This is a genomic window from Streptomyces sp. NPDC001393 (assembly GCF_053597455.1).
Genome location: NZ_JBSFIH010000020.1, coordinates 77,523 through 99,694 on the forward strand (window position 1 = coordinate 77,523; position 22,172 = coordinate 99,694).

A 22,172-nucleotide genomic window follows, 5' to 3' on the forward strand; every position below is an offset into this window, starting at 1 on the left:
CCTTGGAGCACCCACATGAAACCAACCCCCGCCCCTGCACCGCCCCTCGCCCCGACCTCCGACACGGCCCACGCCCCAGCGGCCATCCGCACGGAGGGCCTGCGCAAGACATATCCGCGCGCGCAGGGCGACCTTGTCGCCGTGGACGGCCTGGACCTGACGATCCACCAGGGCGAGTTCTTCGGCCTGCTCGGCACCAACGGCGCCGGCAAGTCCACCACCATCGGCATGCTCACCACCCTGGTCGCGCCCAGCGCCGGAAAGGCGTGGGTCGCCGGGCGCGAGGTGAGTGCCGACCCGGTCGGCGTCAAGTCCCGCATCGGTGTGGTCTCCCAGGCCAACACCCTGGACCGCGCGCTCACCGTCGCGGACAATCTCGCCTTCCGCGGCCGCTACTTCGGCATGCCTGCCCCAGCCGCCCGCCGCCGCGCTCTCGAACTGCTGGAACAGTTCGGCCTCGCCGACAAGGCCGGCGCCAAAGCCCACCAGCTCTCCGGCGGCCAGGCCCGCCGCGTCATGATCGGCCGGGCTCTGATGCACCTGCCGGAGGTGCTCTTCCTCGACGAACCCACCGCGGGCGTCGACCCGCAGGCACGCGACGACCTCTGGCAGATCATCGCAAGCCTGCACGAGACCGGCCAGACCGTGGTGTTGACCACCCACTACCTCGACGAGGCCGAGGCCCTGTGCCAACGCCTGGCCGTCATCGACCACGGGCACCTGCTCGCCTGCGACTCCCCCGAGGCGATCAAGGCGTCCAGCGGAGCGCAGACAGTCATCACCGTCCACTACGACACCAATGCCACCCCGGCCACCGACGCCCTCCACAGCATCCCCGGCGGCCCCCACGACATGGCCGTCGACGGCCCCACCGTACGGGTCCGCACCACGCATCCCGACGGCGTCCTGGGCCACCTGCTGCGAATCGGCAGCGCGGCCGGGCTCACCGTCCGCGACGCCACCACCACACCCCCCAGCCTGCAGACCGCCTTCCTCGCCCTGACCGGACGTGACTACACGCCATGACCACCGCGTACCCCATCGCAGCCACCCCCCGCCCGCTGTCGTCCCGCCGGGCCGCCCGGCACGCCTACCTTGCGCTGACCATGCGCGACCTGCACGTCCTGGGCCGCAACCTGCCCGCACTGCTCATCCAGGTCGGCCTTCAGCCGCTGCTGTTCACGTTCGCCTTCGCCTACGTCATGCCCAGCATCGGCAGCGGACTGGGCGGCGCGACCTCGTTCTCCACGATCCTGCTGCCCGGCCTGATCGCCAGCACCCTCACGCTGCAGAGCATCATGTCCGTCACCGGGCCTCTGGCCGCCGAACTCGGCCCCGGCCGCGAGATCACCGACCGCGCCCTGGCGCCCCTGCCCGTCTGGGCCCTGGGCCTGCAGAAGATCACCTCCTCCGCGATCTTCGGCCTCGTCTCCACCCTCGTCGTCGTCCCGATCGTCTGGCTCGTCCACGCCCCCGGCAACGCGCCCCGGGCCCACATCGACAACTGGCCCCTGCTGCTGACCACACTGGTCCTCAGCGCGCTGCTCGCCTCCGCCCTCGGGCTGCTGCTCGGAACCGCGGTCGACGCCTCCGCATTCGGGCCGCTGCTCGGCCTGCTCCTGGCCGCCGCCACCATGCTGGGCTGCGTCTACTACCCGTGGACCGCTCTGCACCCCATCCGCTGGGTCCAGGTCCTGACCCTGGCCAACCCGCTCGTCTACATGAGCGAGGGCCTACGCGCCAACCTCACGCCCTCCACCGGCCACATGCCCACCTGGGCCTACCTCACCGCCCTCACCCTCGGCACCGCCGCTCTGGGCTACCTCGCCCTGCGCCGCTTCGCCCGGCGGGTGCAGACCTGACTACTGCTGTGACCGGGATGGTCCAGCGTGATCGGAAGGCGGCTCGCGGGACGAGCGCACGCGCAACGGCTGGTATTACTGGGGCATGCAGGAAGAGATTGCACGCTCCGCGATCGACACGTTCATCTCCGCGTTCAACGCCTCGGACGACAGCTATGTGACTGCCCTGCTCTCCCAGGCTCTGACCTCAGACGTGGTCTTCTGGGGGCCGTTGGGTCGCAGCGAAGGAATCGCGGCGGTCGAGCGGTTCGTGCTGGACATCCGGCGCCACCCGGCGGGGACCGGCACGATGGTGCGCTGCTCGGCGGTGGACATGCCTGACGAGTGGGCCCGGTACCAGTGGGTCTTCACCACGCCGGATGGAGGCCCCCGCCTGGCGGGAACGGACGTCGTCCATCTGCGGCGGAGCCTCATCGACCAGGTCATCGTCTTTGCGGGGGAGATCGAGCCGTCCGCCTCCCGCGCGGGCGGCCGCCACTGAAGAGGAACGTCTGGGATGCCGACCTCAGACCCCTCCACCTCGGAAACGGTGTACGGGGTACTTCCAGGTCCCGGCAACGGCGTCCGAGAGGACGCCAGGGGCGCCGACGGACGAGGGACCGATGCGCAGGCCGCAGCGACAGCAGCCGCCACCTCCTCCTTGCTCACCCCGCCAGCGCCTCCAGCACCCGATCGAGTGCCTCGCGCACGTCAGTGCGCGTGACCACTCGAAGCGGGCCCCTGACCTGCGTTCTTGACCGTCAGAGGAAGCAATTTCTTGCCGGTCGGGCCTACTTGTACCCAAGTATCCATCTGCGGGTGGACAGCGCAGTAGATCTCGTCGACCAGCACCACCGACGGCCAAGGGGCTCACCCGATACCCGTTCGCCCCGGCGATGCAGGCGTCCTACTCTCGGTCCATGAACAGCCCTCTCGTGGCCATACTCAGTGGCGCAGGCATCTCCACCGATTCAGGGATCCCGGATTATCGGGGTCCGAACGGGCTGTGGCGGCGGGATCCTGAGGCCGAGAAGCTCGTGACGTACGAGTACTACATGGCGGACCCGGAGATCCGGCGGCGGTCCTGGCAGATGCGACGCAAGAACCGCACGCTCCAGGCCGAGCCGAACGCCGCGCACCGGGCCGTCGCCGAGCTGGAGAAGTCCGGCATCCCGGTGCGGGTCATCACGCAGAACGTGGACGGGCTGCACCAGCTCGCCGGGATGCCCGCCCGCAAGGTGCTCGAACTGCACGGCAGCGCACGGAGTGTCGTCTGCACGCGGTGCCATGCGCGCGGCCCGATGGATGACACTCTCGCCCGCGTCGAGGCCGGCGAGGAGGACCCGGCGTGCCTGGAGTGCGGCGGCATCCTGAAGTCGGCGACCGTGATGTTCGGCGAACGGCTGGACCCGATGGTCCTCGGCCAGGCCATGGCCATCAGCAAGGCGTGCACCCTGTTCATCGCCGTCGGCAGCAGCCTCCAGGTCCAGCCCGCCGCCGGCCTGGTCGGCGTCGCCGCGGACCACGGCGCCCGTCTGATCATCGTCAACGCCGAGCCCACACCGTACGACGAGCTCGCCGACGAGGTCGTACGCGAGCCGATCGGCACGGCGTTGCCCGAACTGCTGGACCGCATCCGCACCGAGAGCGGCACCTAGGCTCCCGCCCGCCTCCGGCCCCCGCCGCACGGCCAGGTCACGACGAGAACGGCGCCGATCCCCGTTCGAAGTCCAGCAGCCGGCGTTTGCGGTCCAGGCCGCCGCCGTATCCGGTGAGATCACCGTTGGCGCCGACGACGCGGTGGCAGGGCACGATGATGCCGATCGGGTTCCTGCCGTTGGCCAGGCCGACCGCACGGGACGCCTTGGGGTTGCCGAGGGCGTCGGCGAGTTCGCCGTAGGAGCGGGTCTCGCCGTACGGGATCCGCGTCAGCCGGTCCCAGACGCTGCGCTGGAACGGCGTGCCGTTCAGGCGGAGTTCGAGGGTGAAGTGGGTCAACTCGCCCGCGAAGTAGGCCGACAGCTGTTCCTCGGCCTCGGCGAAGGGGGCGTCGTCGCGGCTGCCGAAGGTCTCCTCCGGCGGCCGGTGGCGCTGGTCGGTCATGTACAGGCCGCACAGGACGCCGTCGTCGGCGACGAGGGTCAGGGGGCCGCAGGGGCTGTCGATGACGGTGTGCTGTTTCATCGATGAGTCCTTGATCGGTAAGTCCTTACACGGGAAGGAAGTTGATCGGGTGGCCGTCGGTCGCCCACAGGTACTGCACGGCGTACGCCCGCCAGGGCCGCCAGGCGTCGGCGCGGGCGGTGAGCGCGGCCGGCGTGGAGGGAAGCCCCAGCTCCTGTGCCGCGCGCCGGATGCCGAGGTCGGTGGGGAGGAAGGCGTCGGGGTCGCCGAGGGCGCGCATGGCGACGACGTCGACCGTCCATGGTCCGAAGCCGGGCAGGGAGCGGAGCCGGGCACGGGCCTCGGCCCAGTCGGACTCGACGCCCAGGTGGAGGGAACCGTCGGCGAGTTCGCGGACCAGGGTGGTCAGGGTGGTGCGCCGGGTCCGGGGCATCGCCAGGGTGTCGGGATCGACGGCGGCCAGGGCCTCGGGGGACGGGAAGAGGTGGGTGAGGCCGCCCTCGGGGTCGTCGAGGGGCTTGCCGTGCGCCGTGACCAGGCGGGCCGCGTGGGTGCGGGCGGCGGCCGTGGAGACCTGCTGTCCGAGTACGGCGCGGACGGCGAACTCGGCCTCGTCGACCGTGCGCGGCACCCGGCGGCCGGGCGCCTTGTCGACCAGCGGGGCGAGCAGCGGGTCGGTGCGCAGCCGGTCGTCGACGGCGACGGGGTCGGCGTCCAGATCGAGCATGCGGCGGCAGCGGCTGATCGCCACGGGCAGGTCGCGCAGATCGCTCAGGGTGAGGCGGCAGGCGATGTGGTCGGGGCGGGGCGTGAGGGCGACGATCCCGTGGCCGTACGGCAGGCGCAGCGTGCGCCGGTACGCGCCGTCGCGCCATTCCTCGACGCCGGGTACGGCGGTGGCGGCGAGGTGGCCGAAGAGGTTGGAGGGGTTGAGCGGGGCGCGGAACGGCAGCCGCAGGCTGAGCCCGCCCGGCGTGCCGGCCCCGCACTCCGGCGCGCGGGCGCGCAGCTCGCTCGGGGTCAGGGCGAAGACCTCGCGGACGGTGTCGTTGAAGGTGCGGATGGAGGAGAAACCGGCCGCGAAGGCGATCTCCGTCATGGGCAGCGCAGTGGTCTCGATGAGGAGCCGCGCGGTCTGGGCGCGCTGGGCGCGGGCGAGTGCGAGGGGGCCCGCGCCGAGTTCGGCGAGCAGGTGCCGCTCCACCTGGCGGGTGCTGTACCCGAGCCGGTCGGCGAGTCCGGGCACGCCCTCGCGGTCCACGACGCCGTCGGCGATGAGCCGCATGGCACGGGCCACCAGGTCGGCGCGCTGGTTCCACTCCGGGGAGCCGGGGCTGGTGTCCGGGCGGCAGCGCTTGCAGGCCCGGAAACCGGCCTGCTGGCAGGCGGCCGCACTCGGGTAGAAGGTCATGTTCTCCGGCTTGGGCGGGACGACGGGACAGCTGGGCCGGCAGTAGATCCGGGTGGTCAGGACGGCCGTGAAGAACCACCCGTCGAACCGCGCGTCCTTGGACTGCACGGCGCGCACGCAGTGCTCCCGGTCGAGATGCGTCGCTGTCTGCATGCGTCCAGCATCCGCCAACCGGGGCCGCGACCGCTGGCGGAAATCCGACACCAGCGTCCGCGGGCCTGGCGGGGTTCCGATCCGGCCGGACTCACGGCATGGGTGTCCTGGGCGCGGCGGTCTGCCGGAATCCGGCGATCCACTCGGCGGTGTGGCGCAGCCCGCCGAACGTGTAGAAGTGGACCTTCACGGCGCCGTGCCGCTCGGGGTCGTAGCGGTGGGCGAGCGCGTGCAGGAAGCGGTCCGGGCCGGTCGTACCCATGAGGTTGGTCAGCGAGAAGCCGTACTTGCGGGCGACGGAGGCGCTGGTGGCGACGCCGAACCGGGTGGCGTAGCCGAGCAGCCGCCGTACGCCCGCCGGTCCGGGCACACCGATGCGGACGGGCAGCCGCACGCCCCGGGAACGGGCGGCCTCCAGCCAGCCGAGGACGGGCTCGACGTCGAAGCCGAACTGGGTGATGACGTCGCCGCCGAACCGGTGGGTCCCGAGGGCCGCCGCCTTGTCGGTGAGCGCGGACCACAGGATGCCGTCGGCTATCGCGGGGTGGCCCTCCGGGTAGCCGCTGATGCCGACGTGCCGGACGCCGTGGCGCTGGAGCAGACCGGTGCGCAGGACGGCGAGGGCGTCCGGGTAGGGGCCCTCGGGGCGGGCGGGGTCGCCGCCGACGACGAAGACGTTCTCGGCGGTGCCGTCCTCGGCCAGCCCGGACAGGAACTCCTCCAGGGCGGCGCGGGAGGGCAGGCGGCGGGCCGAGATGTGGGGCACGGGGACGAAACCGAGCCGCTTGACCGCGCGGGCGGCCGCCAGCCGCATGCCGAGGTCCTCCCCGGCGAGGAAGGTGATGTTGATCCGGGTGCCCGGCGGGATGCTGCCCTGCGCCTCCTCCAGCCGGGGCACGTCCTTGCCGGTCATCTCCAGCGAGAAGTCGTCCAGCAGCGCGGCACCGACCGCCGGGGGGACGGTGAGAGCGGGGTTCATCGTGCTCCTCGTACGACGGCGATCGGGACCCCGGCCGATGATGTCACGCGCGCCGCGAGGGCCTCCGCGCGGGGCCGGGCCGGGTCGGGCCGGCCCCGCGGTGGGCTGCCGTTCGCACGGGCGAGGGCCCGGTGTCAGTGGCGTCTCCTGTACGAGCCGCGGCGCCTCCACCTACGTCGTCCATCGCTCCCGGGCCGGCTCGGGTGCCGGTGCCCGCGGCGCGCTTATGGACCGGTGACCGGGACCGGCTTTGGCCCTGGTGAGCGGACCATGGCGGCGGCAGAGTGGTGCTCCCGAACCCGAGGAGGTCCCTGACCATGCGTTTCCGGCACGCGGACACCATCTGGGCCACGTTTCCCGAACTGGCCTCCGGCGCGCTGTACGCCGACGGCGTCGGCGCCGCCGTGGACACCGGTCCGCGCGCCGCCGAGCACACGGCCCGCGCCCTGGCCCGGCTGGCCGGTGCCACCGAGGGTGAGTTCCCCGAAGTGCTGGCCTGGCGGCGGACGTTCAGCCGGACGGGGCTCAAGCCGACGCAGTACCGGTGCGCCTCGGAGTCGCTGCTGCGCCGGCTGCGGAAGCAGGGGACGCTGCCGCGCATCCGTCCGCTGGTCGACCTGTGCAACGCGCTGTCGGCGGCGTACGCGATTCCGGTGGCGGTCCTCGACCTGGACCGGATCACCGGGCCGCTGCTGGAGGTGCGGCCGGCCGGCGGCGACGAGACGTACACGGCCTTCGGCGGGGACGTCGAGCGGCCCGCGCCCGGCGAGGTGATCTTCGTCGACTCCGCCGGTCGCGCACACGCGCGGCGCTGGACCCACCGGCAGAGCGGCCACTCGGCGGTCGGCGGGGACACCCGCCGGGTGCTGGTGGTGGCCGAGGCCATGCACGACGGCGGCGCGGAGACCGTACCCGAGCTGCTGAAGACGCTGGAGGCGGAGGTGGCGGCGCACTGGGGGGCCGCCACGGAGACGGCCGTACTCACTCGGGCCACGCCGGACTTCGTCTTCGGCGGCTGAACCCGGCGCGTGACAGCATGAGCACGGTGGACGAAGAGCGGGGGGTACCGGCCGGCGCGGGCGAACTCCCGGGCCGCGGCTCGGACTTCCTGCAGCTGGCGGCCGGTGACGTGCCCGTCGGCGGCAAGGCCGAGTGGCTGGCCGGACGGCTGCGGCAGGCGATAGCGGACGGCCGTCTGGCGGTGGGCAGCAGACTCCCGCCCACCCGGGTGCTGGCCACCGAACTCCATGTCTCCCGCGGCGTGATCACCGAGGCCTACCGCCGCCTCGCCGAGGACGGCCACCTGGAGGGCCGCCGCCGCGGGGGCACAGTGGTGGTGGCGGCACCGTTCGCTCCGGCACGGGGCGCCCATGGCGGCGGGGCTCCGGCACGAGGCGCCCGCGGCAGCGGGGCTGCGGCGCAGGGCGCCACCCGGTCCGAGCCGTCGGGGACCGGCATGTCCGGCACCCTACGGCGAGGTGCGTCCGGCGGATTCCCTCGCAGGCCGTCCGGGAACGTTCCTGCCCCCGCAACCGCAACCGCACCCGACGCACCGTCCTCGCGCGCCCCCGGTGCGGCGCCCCCCGGTACGCAGACGCCGTTCCTCCGGGCGCCCGGTGCCGATGTCTTCGACGCGTTGCGGGAGGCACCGGCCGGCGTCGACCTCACTCCCGGGCGGCCCGACCTCGCCGCCTTTCCGCGTACCGCCTGGCTGCGGGCCGAACGTGCCGTGCTCGCGGAGCTGTCCGCCGAGCACCTCGGGTACGGCGACCCCCGTGGCGCTCCCGCGCTGCGGCGGGCCGTCGCCGACTGGCTCGCGCGGATGCGGGGCGTTCGGGTGGAGCCGGACGAGGTGCTGGTCGTGGCGGGCACCGCCCAGGCGCTCACGCTGCTGCACCAGGTGCTGCGGGCGGACGGCATCGACGCCGTCGCGGTCGAGGACCCCGGCTCGCTCGGCGGGCGCCAGCATCTGCGCAACGGGGGGCTCGACACCCCGCCGGTGCCGGTCGACGGGGACGGGGTGCGGGTGGACGCCTTGCGCGCGTCCGGCGCCGGCGCGGTGCTGCTCACGCCGGCCCACCAGTTCCCCACCGGCGTGGTGACCAGCGGCGAGCGCCGGCGTGAGCTGCTGGGCTGGGCACGCGACGGCGGGCTGATCCTGGAGGACGACTACGACGCGGAGCACCGCTACGACCGGCCGCCGGTCCCCGCGCTGCGGGCCCTGCTGGCCGACCGGGTGTGCTACATGGGCAGCGTGTCGAAGCTGCTCGCTCCGGCGCTGCGCATCGGCTGGCTGGTGGCCCCGCCCCGCTACCGCGCGGACCTGGTCGATGCCAAGCGGTTCAACGACCTGGGCAACGCGATGCTGCCCCAGCTGGTGCTCGCGGGGCTGATGGAGTCCGGTGGGCTGGAGCGGCATCTGCGGCTGTTGCGGCGGCGGCACCGCGAGCGCCGCGACGCGATGATCGCCGCGCTCGCCGAGCATCTGCCCGGCGGGACCGTGCACGGCGCCGCGGCGGGCCTGCATCTGACGGTCACGTACACCGCCGACGTACCCGACACCGAGCTCGCCGCCGCCGCGCTGGCCCGCGGCGTGAAGTGCCAACCGCTGTCCTGGCACCGGCAGTTGCCGGGTCCGCCGGGCCTCGTCCTCGGCTACGCGGCCACCGCACCGGGAGTCATCGCCGAGGGCGTGGCCCTGCTCGGCCGGACCCTGCGCGAGCTGTCCGGCCACGCTGCTGCGCCCGGCCGGAGTGGTGGGTTCACTGGCCCATCGCCGTGCGGGTCGCGGTGAGCAGTTCCGGGAGGCCGGGGGGTTGGAGGACGCTGTAGTGGTCGCCCTTGAGGTGGACGACTGTGGGCGGCCGGGTCGAGTACGCGGCGTGGGACTCGACGAAGGAATAGTCGTCTCCCTGGGCCTTGAACAGGGTGACCGGTGCCTCCACCGTGCGTTCGGTCAGCTCGTGGAAGGTGTAGTCGAACTCGTAGGTGAGGCCGACGATGCGGGTGATGCGACGGATCGTGTCCTCGTCCAGGGACGGCAGCAGACCGTGGACGTGGGCGACGAAGGTGTCCTCGTCCTGGGTCCGGGCCAGGCAGGCGTCCACGGCGGGGCCGTGGATCGTGCCGGCGAAGACGGAGAAGAGGATCGTGACGTACGCCGGGTCGTCGTACGACGCCTGCCGGCCATCGGCGCCTCCGTCCCCCTGGTGGACCTTGGGATTGCCGGGGCAGATCAGGAACAGGTGCTCGACCTTCTCACCGGTCTGCTCCAGCTGCCAGGCCGTCTCGAAGGCGGTCCGGGCGCCGAAGGAGTAGCCCCACAGAGTGTAGGGGCCGCTCGGCTGGATGCGGCGGATCTCCGCGAGGTCCGCGGCGGCCATCTCACGGATGGTGCGGTACGGGGTCTCGCCGGCGTTGATGCCGTGCGCCTGGATGCCGTAGAACGGGCGGTCCAAGCCGGCCTCCTGGCCCAGCGGGCGCAGGTTCATCGGGTAGCCGCCGAGGCCGGGCCAGCAGAAGACCGGAGCGAAGCCGCCCTCCTTGGCCAGGGGAATCATCCGGGAGACCCGGGTCGTCGCGTGGTCGTCCATGCGCGCGGCCAGCTCCCGCAGCCTGGGTGTCTCGAAGAGGACCTGGAGCGGCAGACGGGTGCCGCGGAGCTTGTTGATCCGGTTGACCAGGGCCACGGCGCTCAGCGAGTTGCCGCCGCAGGCGAAGAAGTCGTCCTCGCGCGACACGTTCCGGTACGTGAGCGTCGCGCCCCAGACGTCCGCCAGCCACTGCTCGGTCGGCGTGGCGGGTGCCACGTACACCCCGGTCCGCCCGGCGGCGACCACCTCGGCGGATTCGGCCAGGGCCTTGCGGTCGACCTTGCCGTTGGCCGTCAGCGGCAGCGCGTCGAGGACGACGACGCGGCTGGGGAGCATGAAGTCGGGCAGGGAGCGGGCCAGTTCGTCGCGGATCATCTCGGCGGGCCCCTTGGTGTGCACGGCGTCCTCGCGCATGCCCTCGTCGGCCACCTGCGCGTCGCTGACCCGGCCGCCGAGGAAGAAGTACGACGGGCCGCCGGGGATTCCGGCCGAGCCGAGGATGTCGTCCAGGCGGCGGGCGGCGGGCAGCGGATGCCCGGATCTGGAGGAGTAGCCCGAGGACATGAAGCCGAAGCCCGGGGTGCGCTGGAAGTGGTGCAGGCGGGTGCCGAGGGCGATGTACCGCAGCCAGGGCTCGGCGGCCCGGCTGACCGCGCTGATGCCGAAGCTCGCACGGGCGTACACACCCTGGTTGATGGCGATGACGTGCCGGGCCTCGATCAGCTCGTCGCCGATGCGTTCCAGCGTCCCGTCACGGTAGCGGTACTGACCTGCGGGCAGGCCCTGGACGCGGGCGGGGTGCGCCTGGACGTACAGCTCGGTGGGGTCGTGGCGGGGGCGGCCGTGGTTCGCGGTGATCTCGAAGGTGCCGAGGTAGTGGTCTTCCCCGGCGACGTCCAGGTGGTCCTTGACCGGTGTGAAGTGGCCGAGCGGGGCGATGGTCAGGCCGTGGGCGGCCAGTACCGCCTCGAACACGCCGACCATGTGCCCGGTCTCGAGTTCCAGCACTTCCTGGATGTTGGTCGTGTAGACGGGTTCGATCGCCCGCCGCTTGCCGAGGAAGTGCACCAGCAGCCCGCCGTCCGGGCAGTGGCCGGTGCCGTCGCCGACGCGGACCAGAGTGTGGTCGACCGGGTGGTAGTAGTGCACACCGGGCGCCAGGCCCGCGACGCCGCCGGACTCCACGTACAACTGAGTGGCGTACAGGGCGCCCGGCGAGGCGTAGGAGTACTTCGGCAGCAGCCGTTCCTCGCTGCGGAACTGGCCGAACCAGCGCAGGATCCCACCCAGTTCGGCCGGTGCCAGTTCGCTCAGCGGCCGGGAGTGTGCCGGGACCGGCCGGGGTGCGAGCAGGTCGAGGAGGTCCTCGCGGGTGACCGGGCCGCCGTCGTAGAAGCGGTAGGTCTTGCGGGCGAAGGTCTCCCGGCGCTGCTCGGGGGTCTCCGTGTGGCCCGGCAGGGCGATGGCGGGGCGGCCCTCGAGTTCTGCCGGCTCGCGCAGGCCCGGGTTGGACAGCTGCGCCCTGACCTGGAGTTTGGACGCCTTGGACTGGTGGTGGGCGCCGTGTGAACCCTGGTCCATGACGGCCGCCGTACGGGGGTCCAGCTCGACGCACGCGACCAGGGCAGGGTGGCCGGTGCGGGGGTCGTCGGTGACGACCGCGGCGGCACGGCGCACCCAGATGTGCTCCTCGATGCGCGAGGCCACCTCCTCCGGCTCCACCCGACAGCCGCGCAGCTTGACCTGGTTGTCGGTGCGGCCCGTGAACTGCAGGGTGCCGTCCGGGTTCCGCAGGCACACGTCACCGGTGCGGTACAGGCGCTCGCCCGGCTCGAACGGCGAGGCGACGAAGCGTTCCAGGGTCTGCTCGGGGCAGCCCAGATAGCCGCGGGCCAGTTGGGCGCCGCCCAGATACAGTTCGCCGGCCACGCCGGTGCCGACCGGCGTCAGGTTCTCGTCCAGGACGTACGCCGAGACGCCGGTCACGGGCACGCCGATGGGCACGGTGCAGGACGTGCCGCCGTCGAGGGCGGCGGGGTCGACCTCGTGGGAGGTGGCGTTGATGGTGGTCTCGGTCGGCCCGTAGAGGTTGACCAGGGACACGCCCGGCAGCCCCTGGAAGAAGTCGCGGGCCAGCTTGTGGGTGAGCACCTCGCCGCCGGAGAAGACGCGCCGCAGCGAGGTGCAGGAGGAGAACTCCTCGGTGTCCAGCAGCGCCTGGAGCAGCGTGGGCACGCACTGCAGGTGGGTGACGCCGTGGCGGCGCACGGCCTCGACGACGGCCTGCGGATCCCGGTGGATGCCCGGGGCGCCCATGACGACGTGGGCGCCCGCGGCCGGGGCGAGGATCTCCCACTGGGCGGCGTCGAAGCTCATGGGCGTCTTCTGCAGGATGGTGACCTGCGGTCCGAGATGGCCACGGGAGCAAAGCCAGCGGAGCTGGCTGACGATGGCCCGGTTCTCGATGCCCACGCCCTTGGGCCGGCCGGTGCTGCCCGAGGTGTAGATGACGTAGGCGAGATGGCCGGGCTGCCGGTCGCAGGCGGCGCGGTCGCCCGGGCCCGGCGCCGCCTCGGCCGGTGTGAGCACCACAACACCGCGCGGGGCGACGGCCGTCAGCCGCTCGCCCAGGTGTTCCTGCGTCACGATGACGGGGGCCCCGGAGTCCTCGATCATGTGGCGCAGCCGCTCCTCGGGGTAGTCGGGGGACAGCGGCAGATAGGCGGCGCCCGCGCCGAGGATGCCCCACACCCCGGTCATCAGGTCCAGGGACGGCTCGGTGAACAGCCCGACGCAGGTGTCGGGGCCGACGCCGAGCCCGGCGAGACGGGCCCAGAGGTCCCGGCTGCGCCGGTCGAGTTCGCGGTAACTGAGCCGCCTGTCGCGGAAGGTGACCGCCGTGGCCTCCGGGCGCAGTGCAGCCTGACGGGCCAGCAGATCGGGCAGGCACCGGCCCGTGAGGGGCGTGCCGGACATCAGTGCGCTCGCAGTCTTCATCGCATCGTCCCCGCGTCGTTGTGCTCGTTGACTGGCCACGGCCGGCCTGGGGCGGGGGCTCCTGAAGATCTCCCGAGCCCGTAGGGGCCCGGGACGGCACATGTGCGGGAGGTGTTCGGGAACGGCGACCGACGGCATCGGGGTCGGTCGCGACCACCCGCTCGGCCACGCATCCCAGGAGCGGGAACCGCGCAACCCGTGACACCTGTGCAGGACCGGCCACCGTGACGAGGATTGCTCTCGTCCCCGGAGGGGTCCGTCGGAACTCGCTCAACGCCTCCGTTCTGGCCACCGTGCGCCGGCTGCCGGCCGTGCGGCGGACGGGGCGAGTACGACTTCGACACCCTGTCGGTAGAGCGACTCCCACTGTACGGCCGGGGCGTCGAACAGGCATGTGGAACCGACGGGGCCAGGGGACTCGCGCGGAACGCGGACGTGCTCCGCGTCGGCACACCCTCCTCGTACGAAGGCGAGTTGCCGGGCGTCGTCATGCCGCCCGGTGGACGAAGCCGCGGTCAGCCAAGTTGCGCGGCGAACGCCTCGTACGCCCGGTCGTCGAAGAGGACGAAGCGGACCTCCTCGACCGCCGTGTCCGTGGCCCGTACCGTCTCCACCGCGATCCGGGCGGCATCCTCCATCGGCCAGCCGTAGATACCGGCGGAGACGGCGGGAAACGCGACCGTACGGGCACCGAGTTCGTCCGCGACCCGCAGTGACTCCCGGTAGCAGGAGGCCAGCAGCTCCGACCGGTCCTCCTGTCGGGTGAACCGGGGACCCACGGTGTGGATGACCCAGCGGGCGTCGAGTTCGCCCGCCGTCGTGGCGACCGCCTGGCCGGTGGGCAGGCCCTTGCCGTAGTGGGAGGCGCGCAGGGCGCGGCACTCCTGGAGGATGGCGGGGCCGCCGCGCCGGTGGATCGCGCCGTCGACTCCTCCGCCGCCGAGGAGGGAGGAGTTGGCCGCGTTGACGATCGCGTCGGCGCTCTGCCGGGTGATGTCGCCCCGGACGAGGGTGATGGTGGTCATGTCTGCCTCAGTCTTCGCCATACGGCCTTGGCCGCGTTGTGCCCCGACATGCCGTGCACGCCGGGGCCCGGCGGGGTGGCCGAGGAGCAGATGAAGACGGCCGGATGAGGGGTGTGGTACGGGAACAGGGACAGTCTGGGGCGCAGCAGCAACTGGAGTCCGGACGCCGCGCCGCAGGCGATGTCGCCGCCGACGTAGTTGGCGTTGTGGGCGGCCAGCTCGGCGGGGCCGGCGACGGCGCGGGCGAGGACGCGGTCACGGAAACCGGGGGCGAAGCGCTCCAGTTGGCGTTCCATGGCGTCGGTGAGGTCGCCGGACCAGCCGTTGGGCACATGGCCGTACGCCCAGAAGACCTGCTTGCCCTCGGGGGCGCGGGTCGGGTCGACGATGCTGGGCTGCACCGTGATCAGGAACGGCCGGCCGGGGGCACGGCCCTCGCGGGAGGCGGCGCGCAGGGCGGTGGAGATCTCGTCCTTGTTCGCGCCGATCTGCACGGTCGTGGCGGCGCGGGCCTCGGGCGCGGTCCAGGGCACGGGGCCGTCCAGGGCGTAGTCGATCTTGAAGACGCTCGGGCCGTAGCGGTAGTGCGCGTAGGTGTCGCCGAAGCCGGCGATGCGGGCCAGCGCGGTGGGCGAGGTGTCGAAGACGTACGCCCGCGCGGGCGGCAGGTCGTCCAGCCGCTTGACCTCGTAGTCGGTGTGCACGGCGCCGCCGAGGTCCTTCAGGTGGGCGGCGAGGGCGTCGGAGATGGCCTGGGAGCCGCCGCGGGGCACCGGCCAGCCGCGGGCGTGGGCGGACAGGGCGAAGACCAGGCCGATGGCGCCGGTGGCCAGACCGCTGAGCGGCGCGATCACATGGGCGACCAGGCCGGCGAACAGGGCCTTGGCCCGCTCGTCCTTGAAGCGGCGCAGCAGCCAGGTGGAGGGCGGCAGCCCGGCCAGGCCGAAGCGGGCCAGGGTGACGGGGTCGCGCGGGAGCGCGGTCAGCGGCAGGGACATGAAGTCCCGCACGAGGGTGTCCCAGTGGCTGAGGAACGGCTCGACCAGTCGTCGGTACGCGCCCGCGTCCCGTGGGCCGAAGGAGGCGGCGGTCTCGGCCACCGAGCGGGACAACACGGCCGCGGTGCCATCGAGGAACGGGTGCGCCATCGGCAGTTCGGAGTGCAGCCACTGCAGGCCGTAACGGTCCAGCGGCAGCGCGCGGAACGCCGGTGAGTTGATGCCCAAGGGGTGAGCGGCCGAGCACGGGTCGTGCCGGAAGCCGGGCAGGGTCAGCTCCTCGGTGCGGGCGCCGCCGCCCACGGTGGACTTCGCCTCGAACAGCGCGACGGAGAAGCCACGGCGGGCCAGCTCCACGGCAGCGGTCAGTCCGTTCGGTCCCGCACCCACCACGACCGCATCGAGCATCGACGGCACCTTCGGACCCCTTCGTCAGCCGATGGCCACTCGGGGTCAGGATATGCCGCAGGACCGACATTCCCTCGGGCCGGGTGGCCTGGGGCCGGGAGAGCGGGCCGGTGCCGGGGGGCCGGGGCGACCGGTGCCGGGTGGACTGGTGGCCGGGTGGGTCGGTGCCGGGCGGTCGGGGGGCCGGCGGGGTCGGCGCCCGGTGGCCGGGAGGCCGGGTGGGCCGCCGCCGGGTGACCAGGAGGCCGGGTGGGCCGGCGCGGGGCGGTCGGGGGCCGGGAGGGTCGGCGCCCGGTGGCCGGGAGGCCGGGTGGGCCGCCGCCGGGTGACCAGGAGGCCGGGTGGGCCGGCGCGGGGCGGTCGGGGGGCCGGGAGGGTCGCCGCCCGGTGGCCGGGAGGCCGGGACGGTCGCCGACGGGTGGCTCGGTGCCTGTTGGCCGGGGGATCCTTTGCCGGGGGCGGGTCCGTCGTGGCTCGTCGCTGGCCCGGGGTCTCAGCTTCACTCGAACGGCGGTGGCCCCGTCACGGCGGGGCCGCACCGCGAGACAGCCCCGCGCCGGGCGCGCCTCGCGGCGTCACGCCCCCGCGCGCAGCAGCCCTGCCACCCGGCGCGCGGTCGCGGCGTCCCGGGCCGCGGTGAACGGCAGTGCGTTGCCGCCGGTGATGCGGAACGGCTCGCCGTCGCGGGTGAGATGGGTGCCGCCCGCCTCCTCGACCAGGAGCAGCCCGGCCGCGTGGTCCCAAGCCGCCTCCCAGGAGAACCCGACGGCATCCAACTCGCCCCGGGCGATGGCGAGATACTCCAGGCCCGCCGAACCGCAGGGGCGCGGGGCGAGGCCGTCGGTCCACAGGACGCTCAGGGCGCGCTTCTCCTCGTCGGTGGTGTAGTCCGGGTGGGAGGTGGCGACGACGAGGTCCCGGCCGGGCGCGGCCGGGCCCGCGAACAGCCGCTCGCCGTCGAGGAAGGCACCCTGACCGCGGACCGCGGTGGCGAGCTGGTCGCGCGCCGCGGCGTAGGTCCAGGAGGCGAGGACGACGCCCCGGTGGGCGAGGGCGACCAGGGTGCAGAACCCGTCGTCTCCGTGTACGAACTGTCGGGTGCCGTCGACCGGGTCGACGATCCAGACCGGTGCGTCACCCTGGAGCGCCGCGTAGGTCGCCGGGTCGGCGTGCACCGCCTCCTCGCCGACCACGGCCGAGCCGGGCAGCAGCGCGCCCAGGTCCGCGGTCAGCCGCAGCTCGGCGAGCCGGTCGGCGTCCGTCACCAGGTCGTGCGGGCCGTTCTTCTGGTCCACCTCGTGCTCGGCGAGGCGGCGGAAGCGCGGCAGGATCTCGGCCGCGGCGGCCTTGCGGACCGCCTCCTCCACGTCGGCCGAGCAGCGGGCGAGAAACTCTTCGATGGTTTCCGTCATTGCTTCGATCATGCCTCCATGAGAGCACGTCCCTCTGACAATCCCCGCCCGCCCGGTGCACAGCGGGTGGAATCGGGATGAAGAACGGGTTCCGGATGATCAGTCAGCGGCCGACGGCGTACCCCTGCATCCCGCGCGGGTTCGCCGCCGCGGAGAGCACGCCGCTCTCCGGATCCCGGGCCACCGCGCACAGGCGCCCCTCGGACCAGGCGGGCCCGACCGTGACGTCGTGGCCGCGCCGCCGCAGTTCCTCGATCACGTCCTCGTCCATGCGGGACTCCACGGTCACGCTGCCGGGACGGCGGCCGCGCGGGTAGAAGGAGCTGGGGAAGCTGTCGTTGTGCCAGTTCGGGGCGTCGATGGCGCCCTGGAGGTCGAGGCCGCCGCGGACCGGGGTGCGCAGGGCGACGGCGAGGAAGAAGTGCAGCTGCCACTGGTCCTGCTGGTCGCCGCCGGGGGTGCCGAACGCCAGGACCGGCACGCCGTCGCGCAGGGCGAGGGACGGGGTGAGGGTGGTGCGCGGGCGGCGGCCCGGGGTGAGGGAGTTCGGCAGCCCCTCCTCCAGCCAGGTCATCTGCAGGCGCGTGCCGAGCGGGAAGCCCAGCTCGGGCACGACCGGGTTGGACTGCAGCCAGCCCCCGCTGGGCGTGGCCGCGATCATGTTGCCCCAGCGGTCGACGACGTCCAGGTGGCAGGTGTCGCCGCGGGTCGTGCCGTCGGCGGCCACCTGCGGCTCGCCGGGGAGCTGGGCGGCCGTCGGCTCTCCGGCGCCCATCGGGTCGAAGCCGCGGTCGGCGCCGGTCTCCACGCGCGCGTACGCCTGCGCCGGCAGCCGCGGGACGCGTCCGCCGGGGCTGCCGGGCCGCAGCTCCCAGGAGGCCTTGGCGCCGACCAGGGCCCGCCGCCCGGCGTTGTAGCCGTCCGACAGCAAATCGGCGACCGGCACCTTTGCCGCGTCCCCGTACCAGGCCTCGCGGTCGGCCATGGCGAGCTTGCAGCCCTCGATCAGCAGGTGGACGTACTCGGCGGAGCCGTGGGGGGGCAGCTCGGGCGGGAGCAGGGCGAGCTGCTGGAGCAGGGCGGGGCCCTGGCTCCAGGGGCCCGCCTTGCACACGGTCCAGCCGTTCCAGTCGTAGGTCACCGGTGTCTCGTAGGTGGCCGACCAGCCGGCGAGGTCGGCCTCGGTGAGCGTGCCGGTGTGCCGTGCGCCGCTGGTGTCCGTCGTGGGCCGCCGGGACTGCCGTACCAGGGCCTCGGCGATGAACCCGGTGCGCCACACCTCGCGCGCGGCGTCGATCCGGGTCTCCCGGTCGCCGCTGCCCGCGGTCTCGGCGAGCAGCCGCCTCCAGGTGGCGGCGAGGGCGGGATTGCGGAAACGCTCGCCGGGCCGGGGCGTCCGCCCGCCGGGCAGGTAGATCTCCGCCGAGGAGGTCCACTCGGTCTCGAACAGCTCCCGTACGGTCTCCACGGTCGCGCCGAGCTTCTCCACCGGCGCGTGCCCGTGCTCGGCGTATCCGATGGCGTACTTGAGCACGTCGTCCAGGGATTTCGTGCCGTGGTCGCGCAGGAGCAGCAGCCAGGCGTCGAAGGCGCCGGGTACGGCGGCGGCGAGCGGCCCGGTGCCGGGTACGAGGTCCAGTCCGAGCCCCCGGTAGTGGGCGACGGACGCTCCGGCCGGGGCCACGCCCTGCCCGCACAGCACGCGCACCTCGCCGCCGGCCGGCGCGAGCAGGATCGGCACCTCGCCGGCCGGCCCGTTGAGGTGGGGCTCCACGACGTGCAGCACGAACGCCCCGGCCACGGCGGCGTCGAAGGCGTTGCCGCCGTCCTCCAGGACCGCCATCGCCGACTGGGAGGCCAGCCAGTGGGTGGAGGCCACCATGCCGTATGTCCCTTGAAGCGTGGGGCGAGTCGTGAACTGCATGTCTCCTCCGTCGGCCGCCCGGACCCCAAGCCTCCCCCACGGCCTCCACCCGGAAACGGCCGTCACGTGTGGAAGAGTCGGACGCCACTGCCCACGCCGGCCCTACGCTTCAGGAGACGTTCGATGTCCGATGAGATCACGCTGCGCCCGGTGACCGCCGACGATCTCGACCTGTTCGAGCGCGAGTTCAACGGGCCGGAGGGGACCGGCCCGTACCAGTGGTTCGGCTACGGTTCACCGGCCGGCCTGCGCCGGCAGTTCGCGGAGACCGGCCTGCTCGGACCCGACGGCGGCGTGCTCTCCGTGGCGGAGGCGGGCCGGACGGTGGGCCGGGTCGAGTGGTTCCCCGGCACCTGGGGGCGGCCTGCCACCTCCACCTGCTGGACCCTGGCGATCGGCCTGGTACCGGCCGCGCGCGGCCGCGGCATAGGCACCCGGGCCCAGCGGCTGCTGGCCGAGTACCTCTTCGACCACACCAGGGCCGAACGGCTCCAGGCCTGGACGGACTGCGCCAACCTCGCCGAGCAGCGCGCGCTGGAGAAGGCGGGCTTCGTCAGGGAGGGCGTGCTGCGCTCGGCACAGTGGCGCGGCGGCCGGTGGCACGATCAGGTGATCTTCTCCATGCTCCGCGCGGAGCGGCCCGGCGGCGAACCGCGGTGAGCGCGGGTCGCCGAGGTGAGCGCGGGTCGCCGACCGGACACACGGTGTCGTGCCGGGCGCAGGCGGCCGGGTAGGTCGTGGCCTTCGGCCGGCTCGTCGCGTACGCCACCGTCCGCGCCTGACCGGGCGACGTCGGCGCCCGCCGTCGGCTCGCGGTGCAAAACGGGCGGAACGGGACGTCGTGAGCGGACTGTCGTAACCGGCCGTGCACGCTGCGAGTTTCCGCTTCCGCCCCACAGGGAGTCGTGTGACACTGGCGTCCCACATCCACCCTGCGGACCCCTGCCGTACCCCCTCCCCCACACGAGAAGTGCGCCGTGCGTTCTCTTCCTCTGCCGCTCGCCCTCACCGCGCGGATCTCGCCGGTCGCGGTCCTCGCCTGTGCCGGCTGGGCACTGACCTCCGGTCCGGCCGCGTCCTCGGCCGCCGCGGGGCACGACGCGGCCCAGAAGACGTCCAGCCAGTCCGCCTCCTCTTCGTCCTCCGACCCGTCCTCCACCGCGGGGGCGAAGGCGTACAGCACCGCACCCTCGCCCTGCACCGGCGTGCCCGCGGCGACCGTGAAGTCCCTGGTGCCGGGCGCGAACACGTCCGGCAAGGAGATCCCCTCGACCGACGCCAAGCTGCGCCGCACCTGCTCCTGGAACGCGCTGCAGGGCTACGACTACCGCTGGCTCGACGTGTCGTTCGAGATCAGCGGGTCGGACCAGGAGGCGACACAGGAGTACCAGCAGCGGGTGCAGGAGAAGAGCGGCGGCGGGGCCGTGCCGGGGCTCGGGAACAGCGCGTACTCCGTCGTGAACCTCACCACGCAGGACAAGCAGCAGACGCGCGAGGGCGTGGTGCTGGTCCGGGTGTCCAACGCCCTGGTGATCGTCACCTACAACGGCAGCAACTTCGACACGAAGAAGGCGCCCGGCACGGACGAGATCAACAAGGGGGCCATCCAGGCGGCGCGGGCGGCGGTGGGCGCGCTCGGGGGCGGGCAGTCGCAGTCGACGTCCGGCTGACCGCCCCCGGCTCCGCTACGCCGTCGCCTCCCTGCGGCCGGTCAGCAGCGTGAGGGCCAGGTAGAGCACCAGGGAGGTGCCGAGGCCCACCGCCCAGCCGTAGTCGGCGAGGGAGGACAGCGCGGGGATGGGGCGGCCGTCGATCAGGGGCTTGAAGCTGGCGCCTCCGACCGCGAGGACGCCGCCCGCGAGGAACGCCACGACCGCCCGCCAGTTCCAGCCGGCCGCGTACCAGTAACGGCCGCCGGTGCGGTACAGGTCCGCGAGGTCGAGGCGGGTGCGGCGCAGCAGCCAGTAGTCGGCGACGAGGATGCCCGCGACGGTGCCGAGCAGGCCGCCGACCAGACCGAGCCAGGTGAAGATGTAGCCCTGCGGATCGGAGTACAGCTTCCACGGGAAGATCACGACGGCGAGGACGGCGGTGATCAGGGCCCCGGTGCGGAAACTCACCTTCCGCGGCGCCACGTTGGAGAAGTCGAACGCCGGGGAGACCAGGTTGGCCGCGATGTTCACGGAGAGGGTGGCCACCAGGACCGTCACGAGGGCGTAGAGCAGGCCGACCACGTTGTCCGTCTTCGCCGCCAGCTGGACCGGGTCCCAGACCGGCTTGCCGTACACCGCCTGCGAGCCGGAGGTGACCAGGACGGACAGGAACGCGAAGAGGGTCATCGTCGTCGGCAGGCCGAGGGCCTGGCCCCAGGTCTGGGCCCGCTGGCTCCTGCCGTAGCGGGTGAAGTCCGGGATGTTCAGCGACAGGGTCGACCAGAAGCCGATCATGCCCATCAGGGACGGCCAGAACAGCTTCCAGAAGTCCCCGCCCCAACCGAGCTTCGAGGGCTGGTCGAACAGCGGGCCGACGCCGCCCGCCTTGCTGCTCATCCACCACAGCATCACGAACGCGCCGACGAGCACGAACGGCGCGGCCCAGTTCTCGAACCGGCGGATGGTCTCCATGCCCCGATGGATGATCGCGACCTGGAGCACCCAGAAGATCGCGAACGACAGCCACATGGTCCAGGCGTAGCCACCGACGTGCGCCGCGTTCGACCAGCTGGCGCCGATCAGCTTCCCGGCGAGGAAGTAGATCGCCTCGCCGCCGATCCAGGTCTGGATGCCGAACCAGCCGCAGGCCACCAACGCCCGTACGACGGCCGGGAGGTTGGCCCCGCGCACCCCGAAGGAGGCACGGGCGAAGACCGGGAAGGGGATGCCGTACTTGGGGCCGGCGTGTCCGGTCAGCAGCATCGGCACCAGCACGATCAGGTTGGCGAGGGCGATGGTCAACACCGCCTGCTTCCAGTCCATGCCGACGGCGATCAGACCGGAGGCCAGCGTCCAGGAGGCCGTGTTGTGGGCCATGCCGACCCACAGGGCGGAGAAGTTGTACGTGGTCCAGGTGCGCTTCTCGGCCGGGACCGGGAGCAGGTCCGCGTTGGCGTACGGACCGCTGGGCGGCGGAGTGCCAGGAGCGAGTTCCACGCGCCCGTCGGGGAGGGTGACTTGACCGGACAGGGGTATGGCCGTGGGAGCGGTGTCGGTCATGGGCTGGCCAATCGGGGTGAGGTGGGTCGGGAGACGCCGTGCGGGCACCAGCCCCCTCCCCGGGGAGGTGGGGAGGGGAGACCAAGGGGGGCGGT

The 22,172-nt window shown here is 73.1% G+C and carries 17 protein-coding genes; 8 read left to right on the forward strand and 9 right to left on the reverse strand.

Features of this window, described 5'->3' with window-relative positions:
• The first annotated feature begins 15 nt into the window (after positions 1-15).
• The 4 genes from ACWC2T_RS22210 to ACWC2T_RS22225 all read left to right on the forward strand — a co-directional run bounded on the left by ACWC2T_RS22210 (position 16) and on the right by ACWC2T_RS22225 (position 3,499).
• Positions 16-1,026 (forward strand): ABC transporter ATP-binding protein, encoded by a 1,011-nt coding sequence (locus ACWC2T_RS22210; RefSeq protein WP_450672060.1) that lies wholly within the window; start codon positions 16-18, stop codon positions 1,024-1,026.
• Positions 1,023-1,862 carry an ABC transporter permease gene (locus ACWC2T_RS22215; protein WP_450672061.1) on the forward strand — a complete coding sequence of 280 codons (840 nt, stop codon included), beginning with the start codon at positions 1,023-1,025 and terminating at the stop codon, positions 1,860-1,862. Before ACWC2T_RS22210 ends, ACWC2T_RS22215 begins: the two co-directional genes overlap by 4 nt.
• 85 nt (positions 1,863-1,947) lie before the next feature.
• On the forward strand, positions 1,948-2,343 hold the full coding sequence (locus ACWC2T_RS22220) for a nuclear transport factor 2 family protein (protein WP_450672062.1): 396 nt from the start codon (positions 1,948-1,950) through the stop codon (positions 2,341-2,343).
• Positions 2,344-2,761: 418 nt separating this feature from the next.
• The gene (locus ACWC2T_RS22225) at positions 2,762-3,499 is read left to right on the forward strand and encodes an SIR2 family NAD-dependent protein deacylase (protein WP_450672063.1); all 738 of its coding nucleotides are present in this window, start codon (positions 2,762-2,764) and stop codon (positions 3,497-3,499) included.
• A gap of 37 nt (positions 3,500-3,536) precedes the next feature.
• Here the strand turns inward: ACWC2T_RS22225 and ACWC2T_RS22230 are convergent, their stop codons facing one another.
• The 3 genes from ACWC2T_RS22230 to ACWC2T_RS22240 all read right to left on the reverse strand — a co-directional run bounded on the left by ACWC2T_RS22230 (position 3,537) and on the right by ACWC2T_RS22240 (position 6,508).
• Positions 3,537-4,025, reverse strand: coding sequence for a methylated-DNA--[protein]-cysteine S-methyltransferase (locus tag ACWC2T_RS22230; RefSeq protein ID WP_450672064.1), 489 nt, complete (start codon positions 4,023-4,025; stop codon positions 3,537-3,539).
• Positions 4,026-4,050: 25 nt separating this feature from the next.
• Positions 4,051-5,529, reverse strand: a complete 1,479-nt coding sequence (locus ACWC2T_RS22235) for an AlkA N-terminal domain-containing protein (RefSeq protein WP_450672065.1) — start codon at positions 5,527-5,529, stop codon at positions 4,051-4,053.
• A 91-nt stretch (positions 5,530-5,620) separates the two neighbouring features.
• The gene (locus ACWC2T_RS22240) at positions 5,621-6,508 is read right to left on the reverse strand and encodes a methylenetetrahydrofolate reductase (protein WP_450672066.1); all 888 of its coding nucleotides are present in this window, start codon (positions 6,506-6,508) and stop codon (positions 5,621-5,623) included.
• A gap of 317 nt (positions 6,509-6,825) precedes the next feature.
• On the opposite strand from ACWC2T_RS22240, the gene ACWC2T_RS22245 reads away from it, so the two are divergent.
• Positions 6,826-7,527, forward strand: a complete 702-nt coding sequence (locus tag ACWC2T_RS22245) for a B3/B4 domain-containing protein (RefSeq protein ID WP_450672067.1) — start codon at positions 6,826-6,828, stop codon at positions 7,525-7,527.
• A gap of 17 nt (positions 7,528-7,544) precedes the next feature.
• Complete coding sequence (locus tag ACWC2T_RS22250; protein ID WP_450672068.1) at positions 7,545-9,302, forward strand: aminotransferase-like domain-containing protein; 1,758 nt, start codon at positions 7,545-7,547, stop codon at positions 9,300-9,302.
• Here ACWC2T_RS22250 and ACWC2T_RS22255 read toward each other — a convergent pair.
• The 5 genes from ACWC2T_RS22255 to ACWC2T_RS22275 all read right to left on the reverse strand — a co-directional run bounded on the left by ACWC2T_RS22255 (position 9,271) and on the right by ACWC2T_RS22275 (position 18,865).
• Positions 9,271-13,098, reverse strand: coding sequence for an amino acid adenylation domain-containing protein (locus ACWC2T_RS22255; RefSeq protein WP_450672069.1), 3,828 nt, complete (start codon positions 13,096-13,098; stop codon positions 9,271-9,273). The genes ACWC2T_RS22250 and ACWC2T_RS22255 overlap by 32 nt on opposite strands.
• Before the next feature lie 515 nt (positions 13,099-13,613).
• Complete coding sequence (locus ACWC2T_RS22260) at positions 13,614-14,123, reverse strand: O-acetyl-ADP-ribose deacetylase (protein ID WP_450672070.1); 510 nt, start codon at positions 14,121-14,123, stop codon at positions 13,614-13,616.
• Positions 14,120-15,538, reverse strand: a complete 1,419-nt coding sequence (locus ACWC2T_RS22265; RefSeq protein WP_450672071.1) for a phytoene desaturase family protein — start codon at positions 15,536-15,538, stop codon at positions 14,120-14,122. The genes ACWC2T_RS22260 and ACWC2T_RS22265 overlap by 4 nt, the downstream gene beginning before the upstream one ends.
• A 566-nt stretch (positions 15,539-16,104) precedes the next feature.
• Positions 16,105-16,953 (reverse strand): inositol monophosphatase family protein, encoded by an 849-nt coding sequence (locus tag ACWC2T_RS22270; RefSeq protein WP_450672072.1) that lies wholly within the window; start codon positions 16,951-16,953, stop codon positions 16,105-16,107.
• A gap of 91 nt (positions 16,954-17,044) precedes the next feature.
• Positions 17,045-18,865: a gamma-glutamyltransferase family protein gene (locus ACWC2T_RS22275; RefSeq protein WP_450672073.1), complete on the reverse strand. Its 1,821-nt coding sequence runs from the start codon at positions 18,863-18,865 to the stop codon at positions 17,045-17,047.
• A 123-nt stretch (positions 18,866-18,988) separates the two neighbouring features.
• On the opposite strand from ACWC2T_RS22275, the gene ACWC2T_RS22280 reads away from it, so the two are divergent.
• Positions 18,989-19,525 (forward strand): GNAT family N-acetyltransferase, encoded by a 537-nt coding sequence (locus ACWC2T_RS22280; RefSeq protein WP_450672074.1) that lies wholly within the window; start codon positions 18,989-18,991, stop codon positions 19,523-19,525.
• A gap of 317 nt (positions 19,526-19,842) precedes the next feature.
• Positions 19,843-20,535: a hypothetical protein gene (locus ACWC2T_RS22285; protein WP_450672075.1), complete on the forward strand. Its 693-nt coding sequence runs from the start codon at positions 19,843-19,845 to the stop codon at positions 20,533-20,535.
• 15 nt (positions 20,536-20,550) lie between these two features.
• Here ACWC2T_RS22285 and ACWC2T_RS22290 read toward each other — a convergent pair whose 3' ends face one another.
• A complete protein-coding gene (locus ACWC2T_RS22290) occupies positions 20,551-22,077 on the reverse strand; it encodes an NCS1 family nucleobase:cation symporter-1 (protein ID WP_450672076.1) in 1,527 nt (508 codons plus the stop codon).
• Positions 22,078-22,172 lie beyond the last annotated feature (95 nt).